Annotated in this window: 22 protein-coding genes; 18 read left to right on the forward strand and 4 right to left on the reverse strand. The window is 42.8% G+C overall.

All coding sequences use genetic code 11. The features are described 5' to 3' along the window. Positions 1-10 precede the first annotated feature (10 nt). The 3 genes from V7D18_RS15995 to nrdG all read left to right on the forward strand — a co-directional run bounded on the left by V7D18_RS15995 (position 11) and on the right by nrdG (position 3,405). The gene (locus V7D18_RS15995; protein ID WP_426155559.1) at positions 11-634 is read left to right on the forward strand and encodes a flavodoxin family protein; all 624 of its coding nucleotides are present in this window, start codon (positions 11-13) and stop codon (positions 632-634) included. Between the two features lie 113 nt (positions 635-747). Then, positions 748-2,877 carry an anaerobic ribonucleoside-triphosphate reductase gene (nrdD, locus tag V7D18_RS16000; RefSeq protein ID WP_426155561.1) on the forward strand — a complete coding sequence of 710 codons (2,130 nt, stop codon included), beginning with the start codon at positions 748-750 and terminating at the stop codon, positions 2,875-2,877. A 9-nt stretch (positions 2,878-2,886) separates the two neighbouring features. After that, the gene (gene nrdG / locus V7D18_RS16005; protein WP_426155563.1) at positions 2,887-3,405 is read left to right on the forward strand and encodes an anaerobic ribonucleoside-triphosphate reductase activating protein; all 519 of its coding nucleotides are present in this window, start codon (positions 2,887-2,889) and stop codon (positions 3,403-3,405) included. 59 nt (positions 3,406-3,464) lie between these two features. Here the strand turns inward: nrdG and V7D18_RS16010 are convergent, their stop codons facing one another. Beyond that, positions 3,465-4,901, reverse strand: coding sequence for an MATE family efflux transporter (locus V7D18_RS16010; protein ID WP_426155565.1), 1,437 nt, complete (start codon positions 4,899-4,901; stop codon positions 3,465-3,467). Positions 4,902-5,090: 189 nt separating this feature from the next. On the opposite strand from V7D18_RS16010, the gene V7D18_RS16015 reads away from it, so the two are divergent. Together V7D18_RS16015 and V7D18_RS16020 are read left to right on the forward strand one after the other, a co-directional pair. Further along, positions 5,091-5,780, forward strand: coding sequence for a YoaK family protein (locus V7D18_RS16015; protein WP_426155567.1), 690 nt, complete (start codon positions 5,091-5,093; stop codon positions 5,778-5,780). A 20-nt stretch (positions 5,781-5,800) separates the two neighbouring features. After that, entirely contained in the window at positions 5,801-6,229 is a 429-nt protein-coding gene (locus V7D18_RS16020) for a PPC domain-containing DNA-binding protein (protein WP_426155569.1), read from the forward strand. 2 nt (positions 6,230-6,231) lie between these two features. Here V7D18_RS16020 and V7D18_RS16025 read toward each other — a convergent pair whose 3' ends face one another. Continuing rightward, positions 6,232-7,137, reverse strand: a complete 906-nt coding sequence (locus V7D18_RS16025) for a LysR family transcriptional regulator (protein WP_426155571.1) — start codon at positions 7,135-7,137, stop codon at positions 6,232-6,234. A 195-nt stretch (positions 7,138-7,332) separates the two neighbouring features. On the opposite strand from V7D18_RS16025, the gene garD reads away from it, so the two are divergent. The 13 genes from garD to V7D18_RS16090 all read left to right on the forward strand — a co-directional run bounded on the left by garD (position 7,333) and on the right by V7D18_RS16090 (position 20,965). Further along, on the forward strand, positions 7,333-8,850 hold the full coding sequence (gene garD, locus V7D18_RS16030) for a galactarate dehydratase (protein WP_426155573.1): 1,518 nt from the start codon (positions 7,333-7,335) through the stop codon (positions 8,848-8,850). An 82-nt stretch (positions 8,851-8,932) separates the two neighbouring features. Next, positions 8,933-9,502 (forward strand): TetR/AcrR family transcriptional regulator C-terminal domain-containing protein, encoded by a 570-nt coding sequence (locus tag V7D18_RS16035; RefSeq protein ID WP_426155575.1) that lies wholly within the window; start codon positions 8,933-8,935, stop codon positions 9,500-9,502. 162 nt (positions 9,503-9,664) lie between these two features. Next, positions 9,665-10,813 carry a lactaldehyde reductase gene (fucO, locus tag V7D18_RS16040; protein ID WP_426155577.1) on the forward strand — a complete coding sequence of 383 codons (1,149 nt, stop codon included), beginning with the start codon at positions 9,665-9,667 and terminating at the stop codon, positions 10,811-10,813. 173 nt (positions 10,814-10,986) lie between these two features. Continuing rightward, a complete protein-coding gene (locus V7D18_RS16045; RefSeq protein ID WP_426155579.1) occupies positions 10,987-12,369 on the forward strand; it encodes an MATE family efflux transporter in 1,383 nt (460 codons plus the stop codon). Next, positions 12,366-13,277, forward strand: a complete 912-nt coding sequence (locus V7D18_RS16050) for an acetamidase/formamidase family protein (protein ID WP_426155581.1) — start codon at positions 12,366-12,368, stop codon at positions 13,275-13,277. The genes V7D18_RS16045 and V7D18_RS16050 overlap by 4 nt, the downstream gene beginning before the upstream one ends. A 101-nt stretch (positions 13,278-13,378) precedes the next feature. Continuing rightward, positions 13,379-14,449, forward strand: coding sequence for a branched-chain amino acid aminotransferase (locus tag V7D18_RS16055; protein ID WP_426155583.1), 1,071 nt, complete (start codon positions 13,379-13,381; stop codon positions 14,447-14,449). A 74-nt stretch (positions 14,450-14,523) separates the two neighbouring features. Further along, complete coding sequence (locus tag V7D18_RS16060) at positions 14,524-15,435, forward strand: AEC family transporter (protein ID WP_426155585.1); 912 nt, start codon at positions 14,524-14,526, stop codon at positions 15,433-15,435. A 362-nt stretch (positions 15,436-15,797) separates the two neighbouring features. Continuing rightward, positions 15,798-17,759, forward strand: a complete 1,962-nt coding sequence (gene thrS, locus V7D18_RS16065; protein ID WP_426155586.1) for a threonine--tRNA ligase — start codon at positions 15,798-15,800, stop codon at positions 17,757-17,759. A 111-nt stretch (positions 17,760-17,870) separates the two neighbouring features. After that, positions 17,871-18,185, forward strand: coding sequence for a DUF1540 domain-containing protein (locus V7D18_RS16070; RefSeq protein ID WP_426155588.1), 315 nt, complete (start codon positions 17,871-17,873; stop codon positions 18,183-18,185). A 367-nt stretch (positions 18,186-18,552) separates the two neighbouring features. After that, complete coding sequence (gene infC, locus V7D18_RS16075; RefSeq protein WP_426155590.1) at positions 18,553-19,047, forward strand: translation initiation factor IF-3; 495 nt, start codon at positions 18,553-18,555, stop codon at positions 19,045-19,047. Positions 19,048-19,074: 27 nt separating this feature from the next. After that, a complete protein-coding gene (gene rpmI / locus V7D18_RS16080; RefSeq protein ID WP_314460042.1) occupies positions 19,075-19,272 on the forward strand; it encodes a 50S ribosomal protein L35 in 198 nt (65 codons plus the stop codon). Between the two features lie 29 nt (positions 19,273-19,301). Then, entirely contained in the window at positions 19,302-19,658 is a 357-nt protein-coding gene (rplT, locus tag V7D18_RS16085) for a 50S ribosomal protein L20 (protein WP_104439346.1), read from the forward strand. A 776-nt stretch (positions 19,659-20,434) separates the two neighbouring features. After that, positions 20,435-20,965: a GNAT family N-acetyltransferase gene (locus V7D18_RS16090; protein WP_426155592.1), complete on the forward strand. Its 531-nt coding sequence runs from the start codon at positions 20,435-20,437 to the stop codon at positions 20,963-20,965. Positions 20,966-21,108: 143 nt separating this feature from the next. Here the strand turns inward: V7D18_RS16090 and V7D18_RS16095 are convergent, their stop codons facing one another. Both V7D18_RS16095 and V7D18_RS16100 read right to left on the reverse strand, forming a co-directional pair. Continuing rightward, on the reverse strand, positions 21,109-21,678 hold the full coding sequence (locus tag V7D18_RS16095; RefSeq protein WP_426155594.1) for a DUF6143 family protein: 570 nt from the start codon (positions 21,676-21,678) through the stop codon (positions 21,109-21,111). A gap of 64 nt (positions 21,679-21,742) precedes the next feature. Next, entirely contained in the window at positions 21,743-21,997 is a 255-nt protein-coding gene (locus V7D18_RS16100) for a hypothetical protein (protein ID WP_426155596.1), read from the reverse strand. Positions 21,998-22,016 lie beyond the last annotated feature (19 nt).

A 22,016-nucleotide genomic window follows, 5' to 3' on the forward strand; every position in this document is an offset into this window, starting at 1 on the left:
TAGGAATGTCATGAAAGTATTGCTGTTAAACGGAAGTCCTCATAAAGAGGGCTGCACCAACAGAGCCCTTCTTGAAGTGGCAGGGTCATTAAAAGCAGAGGGAATCGATACAGAACTGGTTCATTTGGGAAATAAAGCCATTCATGGATGTATCGCATGCGGAACATGCAGGGAAAAGGGAGCCTGTGTATTTGAGGATGATCCGGTAAATGAGTTTATTGAAAAGATGAAACAGGCAGATGGTCTCATTGTGGGTTCGCCGGTTTATTATGCGTCTGCCAATGGAGCGCTGTTTTCGTTCCTTGACCGTCTCTTTTATGCAGGGGGTAGTAATTTTGCCCATAAGCCGGGAGCAGCCATAGCATCTGCACGGAGAGCGGGTACTACGGCCACCCTTGATGCCTTAAATAAGTATTTTACCATTGCCCAGATGCCCCTGGTTTCCTCCTCCTATTGGAATATGGTACATGGCAGAACTCCGCAGGATGTGGAGCAGGATCTGGAAGGGCTTTACACAATGAGGACTCTGGGAAAAAACATGGCATGGCTTTTAAAATGTATTGAGGCCGGAAAGGCAGCAGGAATCAGTCTTCCCGAAAAAGAAGAAAAAGTCTGGACTAACTTTATCCGATAAAATTCCAAAAATCTCCTTTACATTTTTGCTGGGTAGTGTATAATTAAAAAGCACTATATGTAGTGAAGATTTAAATTGACATACAAAATATTGAACAGGTTAGGGTGACAGAAATGATAAAAGTACAAAAGCGCGACGGCAGAATTGTGGAGTATGACAGAGATAAGATCGTCAAGGCGATTCGCAAGGCCAATGCTGAGGTGGATCTTGCTGAGCAGGCTGATGAGGACATGATTGATGCCATTTTAGATGATGTGGAGAGCCGTTCAGAAGACGTGATGAATGTGGAAACCATTCAGGACATGATTGAAAGCGGACTTGTAAATAACAACAAATATACATTATCTAAAAAGTATATCATTTACCGTTACCAGAGGGCTCTGCTTCGCAAAGCCAACACAACGGATGAATCCATTTTAAAGCTGATTAAGAATGAGAATAAAGAACTGGCAGAGGAAAACTCCAATAAGAATACCATTCTTGCATCCACCCAGAGAGATTATATTGCAGGAGAGGTTTCCAGGGACTTAACAAAGAGAATGCTTCTGCCGGAGAGGATCTCTCTTGCCCATGAACAGGGTGCCATTCATTTTCATGATGCGGATTATTTTGTGCAGCCGATTTTTAACTGCTGTCTGATCAACATCGGGGACATGCTGGATCATGGCACCGTGATGAATGAGAAGATGATTGAAAGCCCCAGGAGCTTCCAGGTAGCCTGTACTGTTATGACCCAGATCATTGCGGCGGTTGCCAGCAATCAGTACGGAGGCCAGTCTGTAGACATCCGCCATCTGGGAAAATATTTAAGAAAAAGCAGCACTAAATTTCATAAGCAGATCAGAGAAGAGTTCGGCGATACCGTATCGGAAGAGATGATAGAGAAGATGGCTTCCATTCGTTTAAGGGATGAATTGAAGTCTGGTGTCCAGACCATTCAGTATCAGATCAATACGCTGATGACGACCAATGGCCAGGCACCCTTTGTTACGCTGTTTTTATGCCTGGACGATCAGGATGAATATATTGAAGAAAATGCCATGATTGTGGAAGAGGTTCTCCGTCAGAGACTGGAAGGCATTAAGAATGAATCCGGCGTCTATGTAACGCCTGCATTTCCAAAGCTGATCTATGTTCTTGATGAGAACAACTGCTTAAAGGGCGGAAGATATGATTATATAACAAAACTTGCAGTTAAGTGCTCCTCCAAACGCATGTATCCGGATTATATTTCAGCAAAAAAGATGCGGGAAAATTATGAGGGCAATGTATTCAGCTGTATGGGATGCCGCAGCTTTCTCTCCACCTGGAAGGATGAGAACGGAGACTATAAGTTCGAGGGAAGATTTAATCAGGGAGTGGTAAGCTTAAACCTTCCTCAGATCGGAATTATTGCAAAGGGCGATGAGGAAACGTTCTGGAGCCTTTTGGACGAACGGTTAAATCTTTGCTTTGAAGCTCTGATGTGCAGGCATAAATCACTGGAAGGAACCCTGTCTGACGTAAGCCCGATTCACTGGCAGTACGGAGCCATTGCAAGGCTGAAAAAGGGAGAGACCATCGATGCTCTGCTTCACGGCGGATATTCCACAATTTCATTGGGATATATCGGTCTCTATGAAACAACCAGACTCATGAAAGGGGTCAGCCATACCACTCCCGAAGGAGAGGAGTTTGCCCTTCGTGTTATGAATCACATGAGGCAGGTGGTAGACAAGTGGAAGGAAGAGACAGGTCTTGGCTTTGGACTGTACGGGACTCCGGCAGAATCCCTGTGCTACCGCTTTGCAAAGATCGACAGAGAGCGCTTTGGCAGCATTCCTGATGTAACGGATAAGGGTTATTATACCAATTCCTATCATGTGGATGTCAGAGAACATATTGATGCCTTTACCAAATTTAACTTTGAGAGCCAGTTCCAGAAGATTTCTTCCGGAGGAGCCATTTCTTATGTGGAAGTTCCCAATATGAAGCATAATTTACAGGCAATGGAAGATGTAGTTAAATTTATCTATGACAACATTCAGTATGCAGAATTTAATACAAAGTCTGACTACTGCCAGGTATGCGGATTTGACGGTGAAATTATAATTAATGACAATATGGAGTGGGAATGTCCGCAGTGCCATAATAAAGATAAAAACCGTATGAATGTAACCAGAAGAACCTGCGGTTATTTAGGAGAAAATTTCTGGAATACAGGTAAGACAAAAGAAATTAAATCCAGAGTACTGCATCTTTAGGAGGCAGCCATGTATTATGCAGCAATAAAACCCACCGATGTAGCCAACGGACCAGGTGTGAGAGTATCCCTGTTTGTCAGCGGATGCACCCATTACTGTAAGGGCTGCTTTAATGCAGAAGCGTGGGATTTTCACTACGGAGAAGAGTTCACGAAGAATACGGAGGAGCTGATAACCGGATATCTCAGTCACAGCTATATTGCAGGGCTTACCCTTCTTGGAGGGGAGCCCATGCATCCCGAAAACCAGAAAGGAATTCTGCATCTTGTGGAAGACGTCCGTCGCCGGTTTCCTGACAAAACCATCTGGTGTTATACGGGATTTGATTTTGAAAAAGATATACTGGGAGATATGGCTGACAGCGTTCCCCAGACCCGCCGGATATTAGCCTGCCTGGATGTTTTGGTAGATGGTAAATTTGTAGAAGAGGAAAAGGATTTAAAACTTCGGTTTAAAGGATCTTCCAACCAGAGAATTATAAAGGTTCCTGAATCGCTGGCTTTGGGTGAAGTCATATTATGGGAATAAAAAAGCAGGGTGCTGTCCAATGCCGTAAGGCCGGAGGATGGCACCCTGTTTTTTGTCAGTTATGAATCAGCTTTTGGCTGTGGCCTTCTCTTTAAAACAGGGAAAATGCTGTTTGTAATATGATACTGAAGGCAGACTCTGCGGATTTCGATAATACCGATGACCAGAGCAAATAATCCGGTGCAGATATTGCTGACAGCCATGACTACACCAACACTGGTACTTCCCATCTGTGTATAGTTCTGCAGATACCACAGAACCGGAATGCGAAATACGAATACCCGGCAGAAATTGATGGTCAGGGTGATTTTTGTTCTGCCGAATCCGTACAGCAGTGCAAGAACGGATGAATTTATTCCCAGAGGAATGGCGCCATAGGCTTCATAACGGTAAATCGATGCGATCATATCAGCGAATTCCCTGTTTTCGCCTGCAAAAAGCCTGCTGATCTGTCCTAAAAACAGCAGGGATAAAGACATGAGGACGGCCCCCAGAAAAACATTGATCACGAGGATACAGCCGAATGCCTTCATGGCACGGCCGGGCTTACCGGCTCCCATATTCTGACTGATGATGGCAGACCCGCCCTCCTGAAAACCATTTTGAGGCATCGTAGTGATACCGCCGATATTATTGGAGATTCCAAGGGCACCAACAGTCAGCGCACTGTAAATCGTGCTCATGGAATTAATGACTACTTTTCCAAGGGAAAAGGCAATTTTCTCAATAATAACCGGTATGGACAGGGTGATCATCGGCGCAATTACAGCAGATTTTAAACTGATGCTGTGTAAGGAGCAGCCAAATGCATTGTCCTTCTGGTTTAAGTTTTTAACTGCAGCAGCCAGGATAAAAATCTGGGAGATGATTGTTGCAACGGAGATCATGTTGATTCCGGCCCCCATCACATAAACGAACAGAGCTGTTAAAGAAAGTTTAATGACAATAACACCCATGTTTAAGTGCAGGATTCTGCGGGAATTTCCTCTGGCTCTTTCGATGGCAATATAGACGTTATTAAAAAAACTGATGACCATACCGATCAGCTCCAGACGGAAATACTGGGTGCCTTCTGCAATAAAACTGTCCGGCGTTTTGGCAAATTTAAGAAACTGGGGAGCAGCTGGCATGAGAACAAGAAGAATTGCCGCCCCCAATAAACCGCACATGGCAAAAAGGCTGCTCACCCGTTTTTTTACGAGATTAAAATCTCCTGCACCGTAAGCTTCACTGATTTTTAAACTGGATCCAATGGCAAGTCCTCCTCCCAGAGCGGACAGCGTTAAGTTGATCTGGGAAAGATAGGCGACTGCAGAAACGGAAGAAGCGCTGATATGGGCAGCCATCATGGAGTCAAATATTTTAAAAAGCTGATTTAAGCTTTGATAGAGTGCTAACGGTGTTCCGACATAGAGAACCACCTTCCACATATTGTCATGCAGTGCAAAATTACGGAATTTTTCATCTTTGGCAGATAAAGTTGCTTTCTCTGACATGATATTTCTCCTCTTCTGGGCAATGTTTTTTCGTGCTCAATAAGCATAAGGCAAAGAAGAAATAAAATCTACTAATTTTATGTTGAATTTGGCAGATACTACAGATTTTTTGTTCACTTTCAGCAGCCCTTTGTTTTCAATCAGGAAAAGATGTGATATAGTAGGCATTGGAAAGGCAGGTGATGGAAAATGATCTGGAAAAGAATAGAGGGGCAGATGTCAGAAGCGATGTCAACGGGAGTAATCCTTACATTATCCGGCGGCTTACAGGATGCCTATACCTACTTTAACAGAGGAAAGGTATATGCCAATGCGCAGACTGGTAATATCATTATTTTTGCCCATAGTATTATGAACAGAAGCTGGCAGACAGCCTTCCGCTATCTGATGCCGATTCTGGCCTTTGCTGCAGGGATTTATGTTTCTGAAATAATCAGAGGAAAATATAAGGATAATGAAAGAATACACTGGCGGCAGATTGTAGTGGTTATGGAAATGGTGCTTTTGTTTGTGGTAGGATTTTTGCCCAGGTCCTTCGATCTGGCCGCCAACGCAATGGTATCCTTTGTCTGTGCCATGCAGGTGGAAGCGTTTAGAAAGATGAAGGGCAGTGCTTTTGCAAGCACCATGTGTATCGGGAATCTAAGAAGTGCTACCGAAATGCTGTACCGGTACCGTCAGACCAGGGACAGGGAAAGTCTTGAAAAATGCCTTCGCTATTATGGAGTAATCCTGTTTTTTGCCGTGGGTGCAGCAGCAGGCAGTTTCCTGGTACCTTTGTTTGCGGAAAAAACCATCTGGTTTTCCTGCGTGCTTTTAGCACTGGCATTTGGCATTATGTTTGTGAAAGAGAACCAGGAAGCAGTTGAGAAAGATTAATGAACAGGAGGCGAATTCATATGGAGTACAGAAAATTTGAACATACATTTGTTATACGGCTGGATCCGGGAGAGGAGATTTTAACCAGTCTGATACAGATTTGTAAAAAAGAAAAGATCAGGCTGGCGTCCGTAAACGGTCTGGGTGCAGCAGGTACCATCCAGCTTGGAGTTTATGATACAGAAAAGAAAGAGTATTACAGCCATGAGTATAAGGGACTTTATGAAATTGCATCTCTCATGGGCAGCATTACGGAAAAAGACGGAAAACCTTATCTCCATCTTCACATGGTAATTGGAAATCCTCATAACGGAGAATGCCACAGCGGTCATTTAGGCCGTGCAGTTATCAGCGCTACGGGAGAGATCATTGTTACGGAAATCCCCGGTGTAGTTGGCAGAAGAGCAGATGAGACGGTAGGATTAAATCTTTTTGAGTTTTCCAATTAGGATTAATAGTTCCAATATTCTGCGGCAAGCCTGATAAAGTATCTGGCTGCGCGGGTTAAATAGCTGTTCTTCCGGTAAGAAGCCACCACATCCCATGTGGGGTGGGAAGGAAGGGAAAAGCATGCAATCCCTTCCGGCTTCGTCCGAAGATAGGACATGGGAATCAGGCCGCAGCAAAGGCCGGCCTGAATCATGGTAATAATCGCACTGGTGCTGGAAGTTTCAAACAATACTTTGGGAGTGAAATCTGCTTCGAGGAAGATCCGGTCCACGAGATAGCGAATGGTGGATTCCTGATACATCAAAACAAAGGGGTCCTCTTCCAGAGCTTTGATATCCAGTTCCGGATAAATCTCCCCACTGTTTTCTAACTGTCTGCTTAAAGGGTGCTTTGTGGGAAGAGCAAGAAGGATTTCCTCTTTTCCCAGCTCTACATATTCGTCTAAAGTGCGCTGGCTGGGGCATAATGTCTGAAAGCCAATATCCAGCTCCCCTCTTAAAATCATCTCCTGCTGGTTTATCACACTGCGTTCCACCGGAATGATGTGAATGCCGGGAAAATTCTGATGGAATTTGGGATATACAGCGGAGAACATGGCAATTCCTCTCCCTGGTGTGAGGCCAACCGACAGCGTTCCCTTTTTATCAGAGACCATATCGCCGATGGTGCGGTAGGTTTCCTGTTTAATCAGCAGCATTTTCCTGGCATTTTCAAGATACACCTCTCCAGCCTGGGTAGGTCTCCAATTTGTCCGTGAACGATGAAAAAGCTGAGTACCCAGTTCCTTTTCCAGACGAAGAAGCTGCTGGTTTAATGCGGGCTGTGTGAGAAAAAGCTTTTCTGCAGCTTTTGTGATGTTATTTTCTTCTGCAATCTTTAATATATATTCAATCTGTTTGGTATCCAAGATATTTCCCCCTGTATGAATTATGTACTGTCAGTATAGATCAATTAACTAAAAAGTACAACAAGTACTCAAAGAAAAAGTTAGAGAATTCTTAAAAGTAACAATTTTACAAATGTGTCCCGTGTATTTATAATAAAAACAAACAGAAGTTGGATGATTTTTGTGTAAAATCACTTTGGAAAGGATCAGTAAGATATGAGTAAACCGCTGTTTGTTAAAATCAAGGAAGAAGATAATGTGGCAATTGCAGTCGATGAGATCAAAGCAGGCCAGGAAATTATGCCCGGCGTCGCTGCCAGACACGATATTCCCCAGGCCCATAAGATTGCGCTTAAAGATATTGAAAAGGGTGGATCTGTGATCCGTTATGGTGTGGTGCTGGGCTACGCAACAGAGGCTGTTAAAAAAGGAGACTGGATTAATGAATATATGCTGGAGCTTCCCGAACCGCCGGAAGTGGATCATATGGTATTTTCAACCAATCTTGTAACAGACTTACCAGAGCCCCCGGTAACAACATGGGAAGGATATGTAAATCCATGGGGCGGCCCCGCCGGAACCCGTAATATTCTGGGAATCAGCACAACGGTTCAGTGTGTGACCGGTGTATTAAATGTAGCGGTCGAACGCATGAAACGGGAACTCCTTCATAAATATCCCAATGTCGATGACATTGTTCCTATTAACCATGCCTACGGCTGCGGAGTTGCCATCAATGCCCCGGAGGCGAAAATCCCCATACGCGCCCTTAGAAATTTGTCAAAGCATCCCAATTTCGGCGGACAGCTTATGGTGGTGGCGTTAGGTTGTGAAAAGTTTACAGTAGAAATGCTTTGTGATTCTGCAGATATTAATCCGGACAATGTGATCATACTTCAGGAAAAAGAGGGATTTGAAGATATGATCAGTGCCCTGATGGAAATGGCAGAAAAGAAGCTTAAGATTTTAAATGAAAGAAAACGTGTAACACTTCCCCTTTCTGATTTACTCATTGGAATGCAGTGCGGCGGAAGCGATGCATTTTCCGGTGTTACCGCCAATCCGGCGGCAGGCTATGCATCAGACATGCTGGTAAAAGGCGGAGCAACCGTTTTGTTTTCCGAAGTGACAGAGGTCAGGGACGGAGTCTATCTTTTGGCGGAGCGGTGTATCAATGAAGAGGTAGGGAAAAAACTGGCCGGTGAGATGAAATGGTATGATCATTACCTTCAGGAAGGAGAGGTAGACCGCAGTGCAAACCCGACTCCCGGGAATAAAAAGGGAGGACTTGCAAACATCGTGGAAAAAGCCATGGGTTCCATTGCGAAATCCGGAACTTCTCCCATTGTGGAAGTGCTGTCGCCTGCTGAAAAACCAAGCAAAAAGGGACTTATCTATGCTGCAACGCCGGCAAGTGATATTGTCTGCGGCCCCTGCCAGCTGGCAAGCGGTATCGGGCTTCAGGTATTCATGACAGGAAGAGGAACACCATATGGTCTGGCAATTGCCCCTGTCATCAAGGTCTGTTCCAGAAATGATATGAAGGCACAGTGGCAGGACTTAATTGATATCAATGCAGGGACCATTGCATCAGGAGAATCGACAATTGAAGAGATCGGGACACTGCTGTTTCATGAGATCATTGATGTAGCCAGCAGTCGGAAGCAGACATGGGCTGAAAAATACCGTCTCCACAATGATTTGTGTATTTTTAATCCTGCCCCAATCACTTAATAAGAAGTTTTTATCAGCAATATTCACAAAAAGCGCCTGCTGTGTTAAAATAGAGATCAAATATACGTGACAGGAGCGGAACATGGCTGATTATCCCAATAAGAGTGAAAAGACGAAATACCGGCTTGCTGATTCCATAAAAGACTGCATGAAGACCAGGCCGGTGGATAAAATCACGGTTCAGAATATTGTAGACGGCTGTCAGATGACAAGGCAGACTTTCTATCGTAATTTTAAGGATAAGTATGATTTGATAAACTGGTATTTTGATAAGCTGGTGCTGGAATCATTTGCCCAGATCGGTGTAGACAAGACTGTCTGCCAGAGCCTGAATGAAAAGTTCCAGTTCATTCAAAAGGAGTCGGTTTTCTTTACCGGTGCATTCCGCTCTGATGATTATAATTCATTAAAGGAGCATGATTTTGAACTGATCATGGGATTCTATACGGATCTGTTAATTCATAGAAGGAAGGAACCTTTATCGGAAGAGATCCAGTTTCTGTTAGAGATGTATTGCCGTGGATCTGTGTATATGACTGTGAAATGGGTTCTTTCCGGAATGCCGCAGTCGCCGAAGGAGATGGCAGAGAGCCTTGTGGAAGCCATGCCGCCAAAGCTGTCCGGGGTTTTTTCGGAGGCGGGACTGGTTTAAACTCTGGTATTTATGCACATAAATAAAGTTACAGTTTAGGGCTTGTGTAACATTTGTTACAAAAACCGTAAACTGTAACTTTATTTTTTTAAGCCTGGTTGTTAAAATTATAACAGAACAAAACGGCTTCCTTTATGGAAGAAAAGAAAAGGAGAGATTACCATGGCAAACAGAATTATTTTAAATGAAACATCTTATCACGGTGCGGGTGCCATTCTTGAGATTCCTGGTGAAGTAGCAAAAAGAGGATTTATGAAGGCATTTGTCGCATCAGATCCTGATTTAATTAAATTCCAGGTTACCTCCAAAGTGACAAAAATACTGGAAGAAAACGGTCTGGAGTATGAAATTTATTCTGATATTAAGCCGAACCCCACAATCGAGAATGTTCAGACCGGAGTAGAAGCATACAAAAAATCTGGTGCTGATTATATCATTGCCATTGGGGGAGGCTCCTCCATGGATACCTCCAAAGCAATCGGCATTATCATTGCTAATCCGGAATACGCAGATGTAAGAAGTTTAGAAGGCGTTGCGCCTACAAAGAATCCTTCTGTCCCGATCATAGCTGTTCCAACCACGGCTGGTACTGCAGCGGAAGTGACGATTAACTATGTAATTACTGATGTGGAGAAAAAACGTAAATTTGTATGTGTAGATCCTCACGACATTCCTGTTGTTGCAATTGTTGATCCGGACATGATGTCCAGCATGCCTAAAGGGCTGACTGCAGCTACCGGTATGGATGCACTCACTCACGCAATCGAAGGATATATCACAAAAGGTGCCAATCCCATTACAGACATGTTTAATTTAAAAGCGGTTGAACTGATTGGCAAAAGCTTAAGAGGCGCAGTTGACAATACCCCGGAAGGCAGAGAGGGTATGGCATTGGGACAATATATGACTGGTATGGGATTTTCAAACTGCGGCCTGGGAATCGTACATTCTATGGCTCACGCTCTGGGAGCCGTCTATGATACTCCTCATGGAGTGGCCAATGCGATCCTGCTTCCTACGATCATGGAGTTTAATGCGGAAGCAACTGGAGAGAAGTATCGTGATATAGCAAAAGCCATGGGAGTGGAAGGAACAGATTCCATGAGCCCGGAGGAATACAGGAAGGCTGCAGTGGCTGCAGTTAAAAAGCTTTCTGCAGATGTAGGAATTCCTGCTGATTTAAAAAGCATCGCAAATGAAGCGGATGTTGCATTTTTGGCCAAATCAGCAGCAGCAGATGCCTGTGCTCCCGGAAATCCCAAAGAAGCCAGTCTGGAAGACATTATCCGGTTATATCATTCTCTTATGTAAGTTTTCTTCGTATAGTCCTGCCGGTTCCTTTTCATGGAACCGGCATTTTTTTCTGTAAAAGAAGAATTCCTATGAAGTGACTGGAAAAAACCGGATGCAAAATGGAAAAATCCGTGCTATGATTAAAAAAGTGCTTTGTTGGGAGCATAATACAGCAGAGAGGCAGTGAATCAATGACAGATACAAAGAATGACTTTTCAAAAGGAAATATAGTAGGAAATATATTAAAGCTGGCAGTACCCATGACCCTCGCCCAGCTGATTAATGTTCTTTATAATATCATAGACAGAATTTACATAGGAAGAATTCCCGAGGATGCAACACTGGCTCTGACCGGGCTGGGACTATGTCTTCCCATTATTTCCATGGTAATCGCTTTTGCCAATTTGTTCGGAATGGGAGGCGCACCTCTGTGTTCCATTGAAAGAGGCCGGGGCAATGAGGAAGAAGCGGAAAAAATTATGGGAAACTCGTTTGTTCTTCTCATTGTATCTGGAATTCTTCTTACAGCCTTAGGGCTGATTTTTAAAAAGCCCATGCTGTATCTGTTTGGTGCCAGTGATAAGACTTATCCGTTTGCCGATCAGTATTTAAGCATCTATCTTCTTGGAAGTGTTTTTGTAATGATCGGACTTGGGATGAACAGCTTTATCAATTCCCAGGGATTTGGAACCATAGGGATGATGACGGTTCTGGTTGGGGCGGCAGCCAATATTGTGCTGGATCCCATCTTTATTTTTGCCCTTCACATGGGGGTAAGGGGAGCCGCTCTTGCCACAATTATATCCCAGTTCCTCTCGGCCCTTTGGATTGTGCTGTTTTTAAGAGGGAAAAAGGCTATACTGAAGCTGAAGTACTCAGCCTTTCGCTTAAAAAGATACCGGGTTAAATCGATTACAGCTCTTGGGATGTCGGGTTTTACCATGTCAGTGACCAACAGTCTGGTGCAGATTATGTATAATTCCTCTCTTCAGCACTATGGTGGTGATTTATATGTAGGAATTATGACTGTCATTAATTCTGTCAGGGAAGTAATTTCCATGCCTGTCAACGGTCTGACCAATGGCTCGCAGCCTGTTATGGGCTTTAATTACGGAGCCGGCGAATACAAACGAGTAAAGCAGGCCATTAAATTCACATCTGTGGTGGCTATTGTATATACAACTTTCATGTGGATCCTGGTTCACAGCTTTCCTGAGTTTTTTATTCGTATTTTCAATCAGGATGGAGAACTTCTGGAGGCAGGAATCCCTTCCATGCGGATTTACTATTTCGGATTCTTTCTCATGTCTCTTCAGTTTGCGGGGCAGTCGGTTTTCGTGGCTCTTGGAAAGGCCAGGAGAGCAGTGTTTTTTTCCATTTTCAGAAAGGTCGTAATAGTCATTCCTCTCATCCTTCTTCTTCCCTTCATTCTGGGGAACGGAGCCTATGGGGTTCTTATGGCAGAGCCGGTTTCCAATTTGATCGGAGGAGGCGCCTGTTTTATCACCATGCTGGTTACTGTATGGCCGGAACTTAGCCAAAAGACCGGACCACAGAAAGGACTGAAAAAATGAAAACCATAACCAGAAATTATATTACCCATACACTGTCAAAAGATAATCCTCCCTGCGAACGGATCAAAGCGGGAGAGACGGTAGCTTTTGAAACTTATGACTGCTTTACCAATCAGTTTCTTCCTGAAGAGGCAACCTTTGAAAATGTTGTGCGAAAGCCTGGAAATCCGGCTACAGGACCACTTTATATAGAAGGCGCCATGCCTGGAGATATGTTAAAGATTGATATACTGGATATCATACCGGGGCCTGTGGGAGTAGTTATGCTGGGACCGGGTAGCGGTAGTGAAAAGGAATTTTTTGAAAAAAAAGTACTGAAGCGGATTCCTGTAACTGATGGATACGCTCATTACAGTGAGCAGCTGAAACTGCCCGTCACACCCATGATCGGAGTGATCGGTGTGGCTCCGGACGGAGATGGTGTTTCCACCATTACACCCATGGATCATGGCGGAAATATGGACTGTACACAGATCAGAAAAGGAGTCACTCTTTACCTTCCGGTTTTTACAGAGGGAGCGCTTTTATCTCTTGGTGATTTTCATGGCATTATGGGTGACGGAGAGGTGGAAGACTGCGGTCTGGAGATAGAAGGAAAGGCAGTTGTCCGGGTTGATGTGGTGAAGAACAAAAACTGTGTTCCATATCCCATGATAGAGACCGGTGAGAAGCTGATTACCATTGCTTCCGCAGACGATGTGGAAACTGCATGGAGAAAAGCGGTCAGACAGATGTATGATTTTCTGAAGGAAAAAATCGGCCTGGATGATGAGGATGCCGGAATGCTTCTGACCCTGGCAGGAGACCTGGTGATCTGCCAGACGGTGAACCCCATGAAGACGGTAAGAATGGAATTTCCTCGTTATATAACCAGCAGTTATGGATTTGATTCCATTTCGGCAGATTAAAACAGGCTGAAAATTCTTGACATCAGCAGTTTTTTGGAAGATAATGATAAACAAATTATAAAAGCTGACGATATGCCGGTATGGGAAAGGAAGAGTATAACATGCAGACTATAAGAATTGAGAGAACCGCTTGCCCGAAAGAAAAGCCGGGCAAAGAAAATCCTTTGACATTTGGTACCATATTTACGGATCATATGTTTGAGGTGGATTATGAGGAAGGAAAGGGTTGGTACGACCCAAGAGTTGTGCCTTATCACAAGCTGGAACTGGAACCCTCTTCCATGGTGTTCCATTACGGTCAGGAGATGTTTGAAGGCTTAAAAGCATATAAAACCGAAGAGGGAAAGATCCTTTTATTCCGTCCTGACAAGAATATTGAGAGAGCCAACAGAAGCAATGACAGACTCTGCATTCCTGAGATTCCGGAAGAACTCTTTTTAGAGGCGTTAAAGACAGTTGTAAGCGTGGATCAGGACTGGATTCCCACAAAGCCTGGAACCTCTCTTTATATCAGACCCTTTGTGATTGCCACTGATCCGTTTCTGGGAGTGAGACCATCTCATACTTATAAGTTCATGATTATTCTGTCTCCTGTGGGTGCTTATTACGCAAGCGGTCTGGACCCGGTTAAGATCTGGATCGAAGATGAGTATGTAAGAGCGGTGAAAGGCGGAATCGGTGAAGCAAAGACCGGCGGAAACTATGTTGCTTCCCTGGCTTCCCAGGTGAAAGCCCATGATGAAGGATATTCCCAGGTGCTGTGGCTTGACGGTGTTCACCGCAAATACATTGAAGAAGTGGGCGCCATGAATATTTTCTTTAAGATAAACGGTGTTGTGATCACTCCTGAACTAAACGGCAGCATTCTTCCAGGCGTTACAAGAGATTCTGTTCTTTCCCTGTGCAGAGAATGGGGAATTAAGGTCGAAGAGCGGAAGATCTCTGTAGATGAAGTGGTGGCTGCAGCCAGATCAGGAGAGATGGAAGAGTGCTTTGGAACCGGAACGGCAGCAGTCGTTTCACCTGTTGGGGAGCTTCGGTTTGAGGAAGAGAGAATGTCCATCGGGGGAGGAAAGATCGGTGAACTCACCCAGAGATGCTATGATACCATTACCGGTATCCAGCTTGGCAGGCTGACAGGACCTGCAGGATGGAGCGTTGAGGTAAAATAATATAAAAAAGAACCACCGGCGGGGCCTTACAGCACCGCCGGCAGTTTTGCCTGGAGGCTTAAAGAGGAGTTTTTATGACAGCAGTACTAATGAGGGCAGCAGCCTTTGTGGCGATAATTATAATGGGCTATTTACTGAAACGGGCAGGTTTTTTTCAGGCAAAAGATTTTTATCTGATTTCCAGAGTGGTGATAAAGATCACTCTTCCGGCTGCCATCGTTTCCAATTTCAGCAAAATTACCATGGAGCGTTCCCTGCTTGCCATGTGTGTCATTGGAATTTTGTGTAATTTTGTAACAATAGGGATCGGATATATAACCAATATTTCCCGCTCAGGAGACAGCAAGGCCTTCGCCATGCTCAATATGTCCGGCTATAATGTGGGAAATTTCACCATGCCTTTTGTGCAGAGCTTCCTAAGCCCTGTAGGCTTTGCGGCAACCAGTCTTTTTGATGCAGGCAATTCTGTGATGTGTACTGGCCTTACCTATTCTCTTGCCAGCATGGCAGCAGGAGGTGAGGAGAAGCCTTCTTTTAACAAGGTTGTAAAAAAACTTTTTTCCTCAGTCCCGTTCGATTCTTATGTGATCATGACAATTTTAGGTCTTCTAAAGATCAAGCTTCCAGGTATCATAATCAGCTTTGCAGACACTGCAGGAGCAGCCAATGCATTTCTGGCTCTGCTTATGCTTGGTATTGGATTTGAAATCCGTATGGAAAAAGAAAAAATAAAAAGAATTATCCAGATACTTGGAATGAGATATGCAATTGCAATCACAATGGCTGTGGGCTTTTACTTTTTCACCCCCTTTAGTCTGGAGATTCGTCAGACGCTTGCCATAGTCACACTTGGTCCGGTTGCGGGCATATCACCAGCATTCACAGCCGAACTAAAAGGCGATATTGAAATGGCAAGTGCCGTTAATTCCCTGTCAATCATAATCAGCATTGTGGCAATTACAACGGCTCTAATTGTCCTTTTATAAGAAAATATTTCGTGACGCTTGACAAAACGTTTTTGAGTGTTATAATTTAGGCATAGAAATGCAATTAAGATAAAGCGGTGACAAGACCAGTATCCTGACAGGAGAGCTCAGAGAGAGGCACATACGGTGAAAGTGCCTTGCCGGAATATCAGGAGAAGACCAGCTTGGAGCGTCCCTTAATCGGGAACGGTGATTCCGTTATCATCAGTATAAGTGGTTTGAATGAGTGAATCATTCTTTCAAGTAGGGTGGAACCGCGATTTATTAAGTTGGAATCGTCCCTTTCTGTATGGAAACATATGGAAAGGGGCTTTTTTTATTTGATCCATGATTTAAAATAATTGGTAAAGGAGATTAGAACAATGAAGATTACGTTAAAAGACGGTTCGGTCAAAGAGTATGATCATGCAATGTCAGTCATTGATATCGCTTCTGATATCAGTGAAGGACTTGCCAGAAATGCCTGTGCAGGCGAGATAGATGGAGAGGTTGTTGATTTACGGACTACAGTAAATAAGGACTGCAGTTTAAGCATTTTAACGGTCAGCGATCCGGCAGGTCTTGCTGCTTACCGCCATACTGCCAGCCATATTCTGGCCCAGGCAGTAAAGAGACTTTATCCCCAGGCCAAACTTGCCATTGGACCTTCTATCGAGAATGGATTTTACTATGATTTTGACAATCCTTCATTTTCCAGAGAAGATCTTGATAAAATCGAAGGAGAAATGAAAAAGATCATCAAAGAAGGGGAAGCCATTGAGCGTTTTACCCTTCCAAGAGAAGAAGCGGTTAAATTTATGGAAGAAAAGGGTGAGCCTTACAAGGTGGAACTGATTTTAGATCTTCCCGAGGGAGAAGAGATCTCTTTTTATAAGCAGGGAGATTTTACCGATCTTTGCGCAGGACCCCACCTTATGAGCACAAAGCCGATCAAGGCATTTAAACTGACTTCATCCTCCGGCGCATACTGGAGAGGAAGCGAAAAGAATGCCATGCTTGCCCGTATTTACGGAACAGCATTCTCAAAGAAAGACGAGTTAAATGAATATCTGGAATATTTAGCTAATATCAAAAATCGTGATCACAACAAGCTTGGCCGTGATTTAGAGCTGTTTACCACTGTTGATGTGATTGGTCAGGGTCTCCCCCTTTTAATGCCAAAGGGTGCCAAGATCGTTCAGACCATGCAGAGATGGATTGAGGATGAAGAGGAGAGACGGGGTTATATGAGAACCAAGACACCTCTTATGGCAAAGCGGGATTTGTATATTATCTCTGATCATTGGGATCATTATAAAGAGGGTATGTTCGTTCTTGGGGATGAAGAAAAGGATGATGAAGTATTTGCTCTTCGTCCCATGACATGTCCATTCCAGTATTACGTGTACAAACAGAGCCAGAAGTCTTACCGCGATCTTCCATGCAGATATGGTGAAACATCAACTCTGTTTAGAAATGAAGATTCGGGAGAGATGCATGGACTTACCCGGGTACGTCAGTTTACTATTTCCGAAGGCCATTTAATCGTTCGTCCCGATCAGATTGAGGAAGAGTTCAAAGGCTGTGTGGATCTTGCAAAGTACTGCTTAACGACTCTTGGTCTGGAAGGAGATGTAACTTACCGGATGTCCAAGTGGGATCCTGACAATGCCAGCCATTACCTTGGAACTCCTGAGATGTGGGATGAAGTACAGGACATGATGCGTAAGATCCTGGATCACATTGGAATTGAGTATACGGAAGCAGTGGGAGAAGCAGCGTTCTATGGTCCGAAGCTGGATATCCAGGCTAAGAATGTATATGGCAAGGAAGATACGATGATTACCATCCAGCTGGATATGTTCCTGGCAGAGCGTTTTGACATGAGCTTTGTAGATAAGGATGGAACGAAGAAACGTCCTTATATTATTCACAGAACATCCATAGGCTGCTATGAAAGAACTCTTGCATGGCTGATTGAAAAGTACGAAGGCGCGTTCCCGACCTGGTTATGTCCGGAGCAGGTCCGTGTACTTCCGATTTCCGAAAAATATCATGAGTATGCAGCTAAAGTTGCTGATCAGCTGAAAGCAAACGGAATTCTTGCAACAGTAGATGAGCGTTCTGAAAAAATCGGCTATAAGATCCGCGAGGCCCGTCTTTCAAAACTGCCGTATATGCTGGTAGTGGGACAGAAAGAGGAGGAAGACGGTGTGGTTTCCGTACGCAGCCGTTTTAACGGAGATGAAGGACAGCGGCCGATTGCAGACTTTATTGACGATATCTGTAAGGAGATCCGTACAAAAGAAATTAAAAAGGTCAATGTAACAGAAGAATCCAAATAATATCATATGATTCCGTGGGAGAAGAACGATTCATGAGAATAGTTTCCTCTCCCGCGGCGCATAATACCTCCTGAAAGAAAATCTCAATAAAAATTCCAGGAGGAAATGAATATGACAAAATTGGACTGCAATGTAACAAGTTGTTTGCATAATTCTGATAATTGCTGTTGCAAGTCTGCAATTATTGTGGAAGGCTCCCAGGCCAAAGATACGATTGATACCTGCTGCGGCAGTTTTGATGAGAACAAAGACGGTTCCTTCCATAACTTATTCAAAACACCGGAGAGCAGGCTGGAAGTGGACTGTGAAGCAGTTAACTGCGTATACAATGAAGGCCGTCACTGTTCGGCAGAGCATATCGGCATTGCAGGTGATGGTGCAAGAGAAGCGGGACATACAGAATGCGCTACATTTAAGACCAGATAACAGTAAAAAAAGACAAAGGCAGGCTGGCAGAAGTCCGGCAGGTCTTTGTCTTTCTTCTATATTAATTACAAAGGGCAGTTATAATGATTTCAGCCATAAATTAAAGCGAAAAAACATTGACATATCACAAATTGTGTAGTATTATAATAAAAGTTGTGGAAACAACAGACAGGAAAGTAGGTATCCGCCTCACCACGGCACGAGTAAGTGTCCCTGGTTCATAGCCTTTGATACATAGGTGTACTGTGTAGAGACTTTGGTGGTGGATAGCGTTTGTCTATCTACTTTTTTTATGCCTAAAGGCAGCAATGTGATTCCGACCAATACACACACAATATAATGGAGGTGCACGACAATTAGCGATTTAATGATTAATGAACAGATCAGAGATAAAGAAATTCTGTTGATTGGTGAAAACGGAGAAAAGCTTGGAGTTATGGCAACCAAAGACGCCATGCAGATGGCAAAAGAAGCAGAGCTTGATTTAGTTAAAATTGCTCCTACCGCGAAACCACCGGTTTGCAAGATCATCGATTACGGTAAGTATCGTTATGAGCTGGCAAGAAAAGAAAAAGAAGCTAAAAAGAAACAGAAGGTAATCGAAATAAAAGAAGTTCGTTTATCTCCCAACATTGATACAAATGATTTGAATACAAAGATGGGCGCCGCAAGGAAGTTCCTCGAAAAAGGAGATAAAGTGAAGGTAACCTTACGTTTCAGAGGTCGTGAGATGGCGCATATGTCAAAGTCAAGATATATTTTAGATGATTTCGCTGAGAAGTTATCCGATATTGCGACAATCGACAAACCATCGAAAGTGGAAGGAAGAAGCATGGTTATGTTTTTAACCGCAAAACGCTAAAAGAACATTATCAAGGAGGAAAATACAATGCCTAAATTAAAAACAAGCAAATCAGCTGCAAAACGTTTCAAAGTTACAGGTACAGGAAAGCTTGTAAGAAATAAAGCTTACAAATCTCACATCTTAACTAAGAAGTCTACTAAGAGAAAAAGAAATCTTAGAAAAGATATTGTTGCTGATGCAACCAATGCAAAAGTAATGAAAAAGATTTTACCATATTTATAGAATTCTAAGTTGAGAAGGAGGAAAGACCGATGGCAAGAATTAAAGGCGGTATGAACGCTAAGAAAAGACATAACAGAGTGTTAAAGATGGCTAAAGGCTATAGAGGCGCTCGTTCCAAACAGTATAGAGTAGCAAAGCAGTCCGTAATGAGAGCTTTAACAAGTTCTTATGCAGGCAGAAAAGAAAGAAAGAGACAGTTCAGACAGTTATGGATTGCCCGTATCAATGCAGCAGCACGTATCAACGGCGTATCCTACAGTGTATTTATGCATGGATTAAAGCTGGCTGGTGTTGATTTAAACAGAAAAGTATTAGCTGATATGGCTGTTAATGATGCAGAAGGCTTCGCAAAATTAGCTGAGCTTGCAAAATCCAAAGTAGCTTAATCGCAGATTCAAACCTCGAAAACCTCGTGTTTACGGGGTTTTTTTATTTTTAAAACCCGTTTAAAAAGAGTTGTTTTTGATTCGTAATTTCTACTCATATTTGTTAGCATATATGTTTCTTGTAAATTAACATTTTTTCTTTCAATTAATATAAATTCACTGGCTCTTAGACCGGCATAAATCATCATAAATATTATATCGACAAAAGGTAAAAAATGAAAAATAGTGTTACTAATTATAAGTCTAAAACGTTTATATAATAGAGGGTATTCAAAAACGTATGTTTATTCCAGCAGTTTTAAGGATTAGGTGATTGATATAAAAGTTAAAATTATAAATATTATAAGTTATATTGTTATCATTGCGGGATTGATAATGGGAGAAAAAGTATCCACTAACGCCACGCTGTGGAATATTATCAAATCAGAATTTTGGAAGATAATTTTTATAATCTCTGTAGGTATTATCACAGAAGTGGTTGTTGGATATTATCGAAAAAATAAATGAAATAAGTAATGCACGGTTTGATGAGCATTCACCTTCAAAATTAGTTTAACGCAGTAAGGTACAATGAAAACATAATATTGTGAGTTGGTAGAATAATATGGTATAATAATTACCACTTTGAATTAATAAAAGAGATAATCTAAATTAAATAGGTTATAACACTTGTCGGTGTTTAATAAATATTAAAGAAAGGGGCTTGGTAAGTATGACAAACAAAACTAATTGGAGGGGAAGTTATATTTAGCCCTCTATCATATGGAGGTACTAAAATGTTTTTTAAAGAACTTGAAACTGATAGATTGTTTCTGAAAAATATCTCATTGCATGACAGAGAGTTTATACTAGAACAATTCTCAAACAACGAAGTAAATCGATATTTGTTCGACGCTGAGCCAATTGCAGATATCTTAGGTGCTGACGAAATTATTAATTTTTATATACAATCAGAGCCAAGAGCACAGCATCGGTGGATTCTGGTAAGAAAGAGTGATGGGACAAAAATCGGCACATGTGGTTTTCATTGTTGGAATAAATCCAAGGGCTTTTGTGATATTGGGTATGACCTTTACCCAGATTATTGGGGAAAGGGTTATATGGTTGAAGCGCTGAAAGCAATATGTGCATTTGCTCGAAATGATATGAAAGTAAGAGACATAAATGCTTGTATTTTTATTGAGAATGATAAGTCAATTATGCTTGCTGAAAAGTTGGGCTTTACTTTTAACGGGCAGATAAAAGATGAAATTTTTCGTGATGAAAAATACCCGCATAAAATTCTGACCCTTAATTGCACCATATAGTATGAGTAACTGGAAAGAACACACATTTTGATTTATTAAATGATCTATTATAAATTCTTAAGGTTATCTCCTCTTAAATAAGGGATTCCGGAACAGAAAGGAAGTAAAAATATAATTCTTGCTTCCTTTCTGTATTAATCCTGTCATACGATACACGTATCATAAATGCTTTCTTCCCACCAGCCAAAGGCTATTCTGCCAGAGGCAGAAGATGTTGGAGCTTCTGGCGTAGAGAGGAATATCAATAAAGAACCTCCCGGAGGGAATATTAGTTTACCATTTTCACTCTCTACCAGGGTTGCTTCCGGTAGAGCCCTGCGAACAAATGCTTTTACGCCTCCGGAAGGCTCCCCTTCAACATTTGAAGCATATTGCAACTTTATTTTTGGTTCTGGCAAAGGCATAAGGGCAGTATTGGTAGGCGATACCAAATCTGAATCAGTCGGTGTACCAGGTGGAGTTGCATTAAACCAAAATTGGGCGCGGTAAGGAGCTTCCGATATATCTGTAACAGTCCACACATTTACATATAAGTTTACCTGGGAGCAGCACGGATTATATAATCTGGCCCAGGCGCTGGTATTGCTGCCAAAAGACAAGTTATCTGCATATCCGATAAAATATTCCCCTTGCAGCGACTTGTAAAGTTCTATTGGTACATCCACTTTTTTAGGTAATATGCACGTATCGTAACGGCATATATAATTATCCATATTACCACATCACCTTTCTGAATTGTTACTGTTTAACGGTCTGGCTGCGGGGGAGCTTTCTTTGTCAGGAGCAGGTGAACATATCGATCCGGTTTAACGATATTCCTGCATATGACCAGCCAAATCTTCTGTCCCAGCGAAAGCCTGAGACGCTGTTACGCCATATTTGAATTGGAAAGAACCAGAACTCCTGTCCGTTGCTCATCCATATATAGGTAAAGCGCCCGATACAATTTCGCATTGAACCAGGGCTCACCATTTTTGTAGCAGATCGGGCCTGGGCAGGTTTTGGCGGTGCGGCTGATGGCGGAGGGCCCATAGGCACTGGTCCGCCTGGA

This window comes from Lacrimispora sp. 38-1 (genome assembly GCF_049890855.1).
Classification (GTDB): domain Bacteria; phylum Bacillota; class Clostridia; order Lachnospirales; family Lachnospiraceae; genus Lacrimispora.

Coding starts and splice junctions, on each gene's coding strand:
- V7D18_RS15995 (WP_426155559.1), top strand. CDS start 11: ATGAAAGTATTGCTGTTAAACGGAAGTCCTCATAAAGAGGGCTGCACC.
- nrdD (WP_426155561.1), top strand. CDS start 748: ATGATAAAAGTACAAAAGCGCGACGGCAGAATTGTGGAGTATGACAGA.
- nrdG (WP_426155563.1), top strand. CDS start 2,887: ATGTATTATGCAGCAATAAAACCCACCGATGTAGCCAACGGACCAGGT.
- V7D18_RS16010 (WP_426155565.1), bottom strand. CDS start 4,901: ATGTCAGAGAAAGCAACTTTATCTGCCAAAGATGAAAAATTCCGTAAT.
- V7D18_RS16015 (WP_426155567.1), top strand. CDS start 5,091: ATGATCTGGAAAAGAATAGAGGGGCAGATGTCAGAAGCGATGTCAACG.
- V7D18_RS16020 (WP_426155569.1), top strand. CDS start 5,801: ATGGAGTACAGAAAATTTGAACATACATTTGTTATACGGCTGGATCCG.
- garD (WP_426155573.1), top strand. CDS start 7,333: ATGAGTAAACCGCTGTTTGTTAAAATCAAGGAAGAAGATAATGTGGCA.
- V7D18_RS16035 (WP_426155575.1), top strand. CDS start 8,933: ATGGCTGATTATCCCAATAAGAGTGAAAAGACGAAATACCGGCTTGCT.
- fucO (WP_426155577.1), top strand. CDS start 9,665: ATGGCAAACAGAATTATTTTAAATGAAACATCTTATCACGGTGCGGGT.
- V7D18_RS16045 (WP_426155579.1), top strand. CDS start 10,987: ATGACAGATACAAAGAATGACTTTTCAAAAGGAAATATAGTAGGAAAT.
- V7D18_RS16050 (WP_426155581.1), top strand. CDS start 12,366: ATGAAAACCATAACCAGAAATTATATTACCCATACACTGTCAAAAGAT.
- V7D18_RS16055 (WP_426155583.1), top strand. CDS start 13,379: ATGCAGACTATAAGAATTGAGAGAACCGCTTGCCCGAAAGAAAAGCCG.
- V7D18_RS16060 (WP_426155585.1), top strand. CDS start 14,524: ATGACAGCAGTACTAATGAGGGCAGCAGCCTTTGTGGCGATAATTATA.
- thrS (WP_426155586.1), top strand. CDS start 15,798: ATGAAGATTACGTTAAAAGACGGTTCGGTCAAAGAGTATGATCATGCA.
- V7D18_RS16070 (WP_426155588.1), top strand. CDS start 17,871: ATGACAAAATTGGACTGCAATGTAACAAGTTGTTTGCATAATTCTGAT.
- infC (WP_426155590.1), top strand. CDS start 18,553: ATGATTAATGAACAGATCAGAGATAAAGAAATTCTGTTGATTGGTGAA.
- rpmI (WP_314460042.1), top strand. CDS start 19,075: ATGCCTAAATTAAAAACAAGCAAATCAGCTGCAAAACGTTTCAAAGTT.
- rplT (WP_104439346.1), top strand. CDS start 19,302: ATGGCAAGAATTAAAGGCGGTATGAACGCTAAGAAAAGACATAACAGA.
- V7D18_RS16090 (WP_426155592.1), top strand. CDS start 20,435: ATGTTTTTTAAAGAACTTGAAACTGATAGATTGTTTCTGAAAAATATC.
- V7D18_RS16095 (WP_426155594.1), bottom strand. CDS start 21,678: ATGGATAATTATATATGCCGTTACGATACGTGCATATTACCTAAAAAA.
- V7D18_RS16100 (WP_426155596.1), bottom strand. CDS start 21,997: ATGGGCCCTCCGCCATCAGCCGCACCGCCAAAACCTGCCCAGGCCCGA.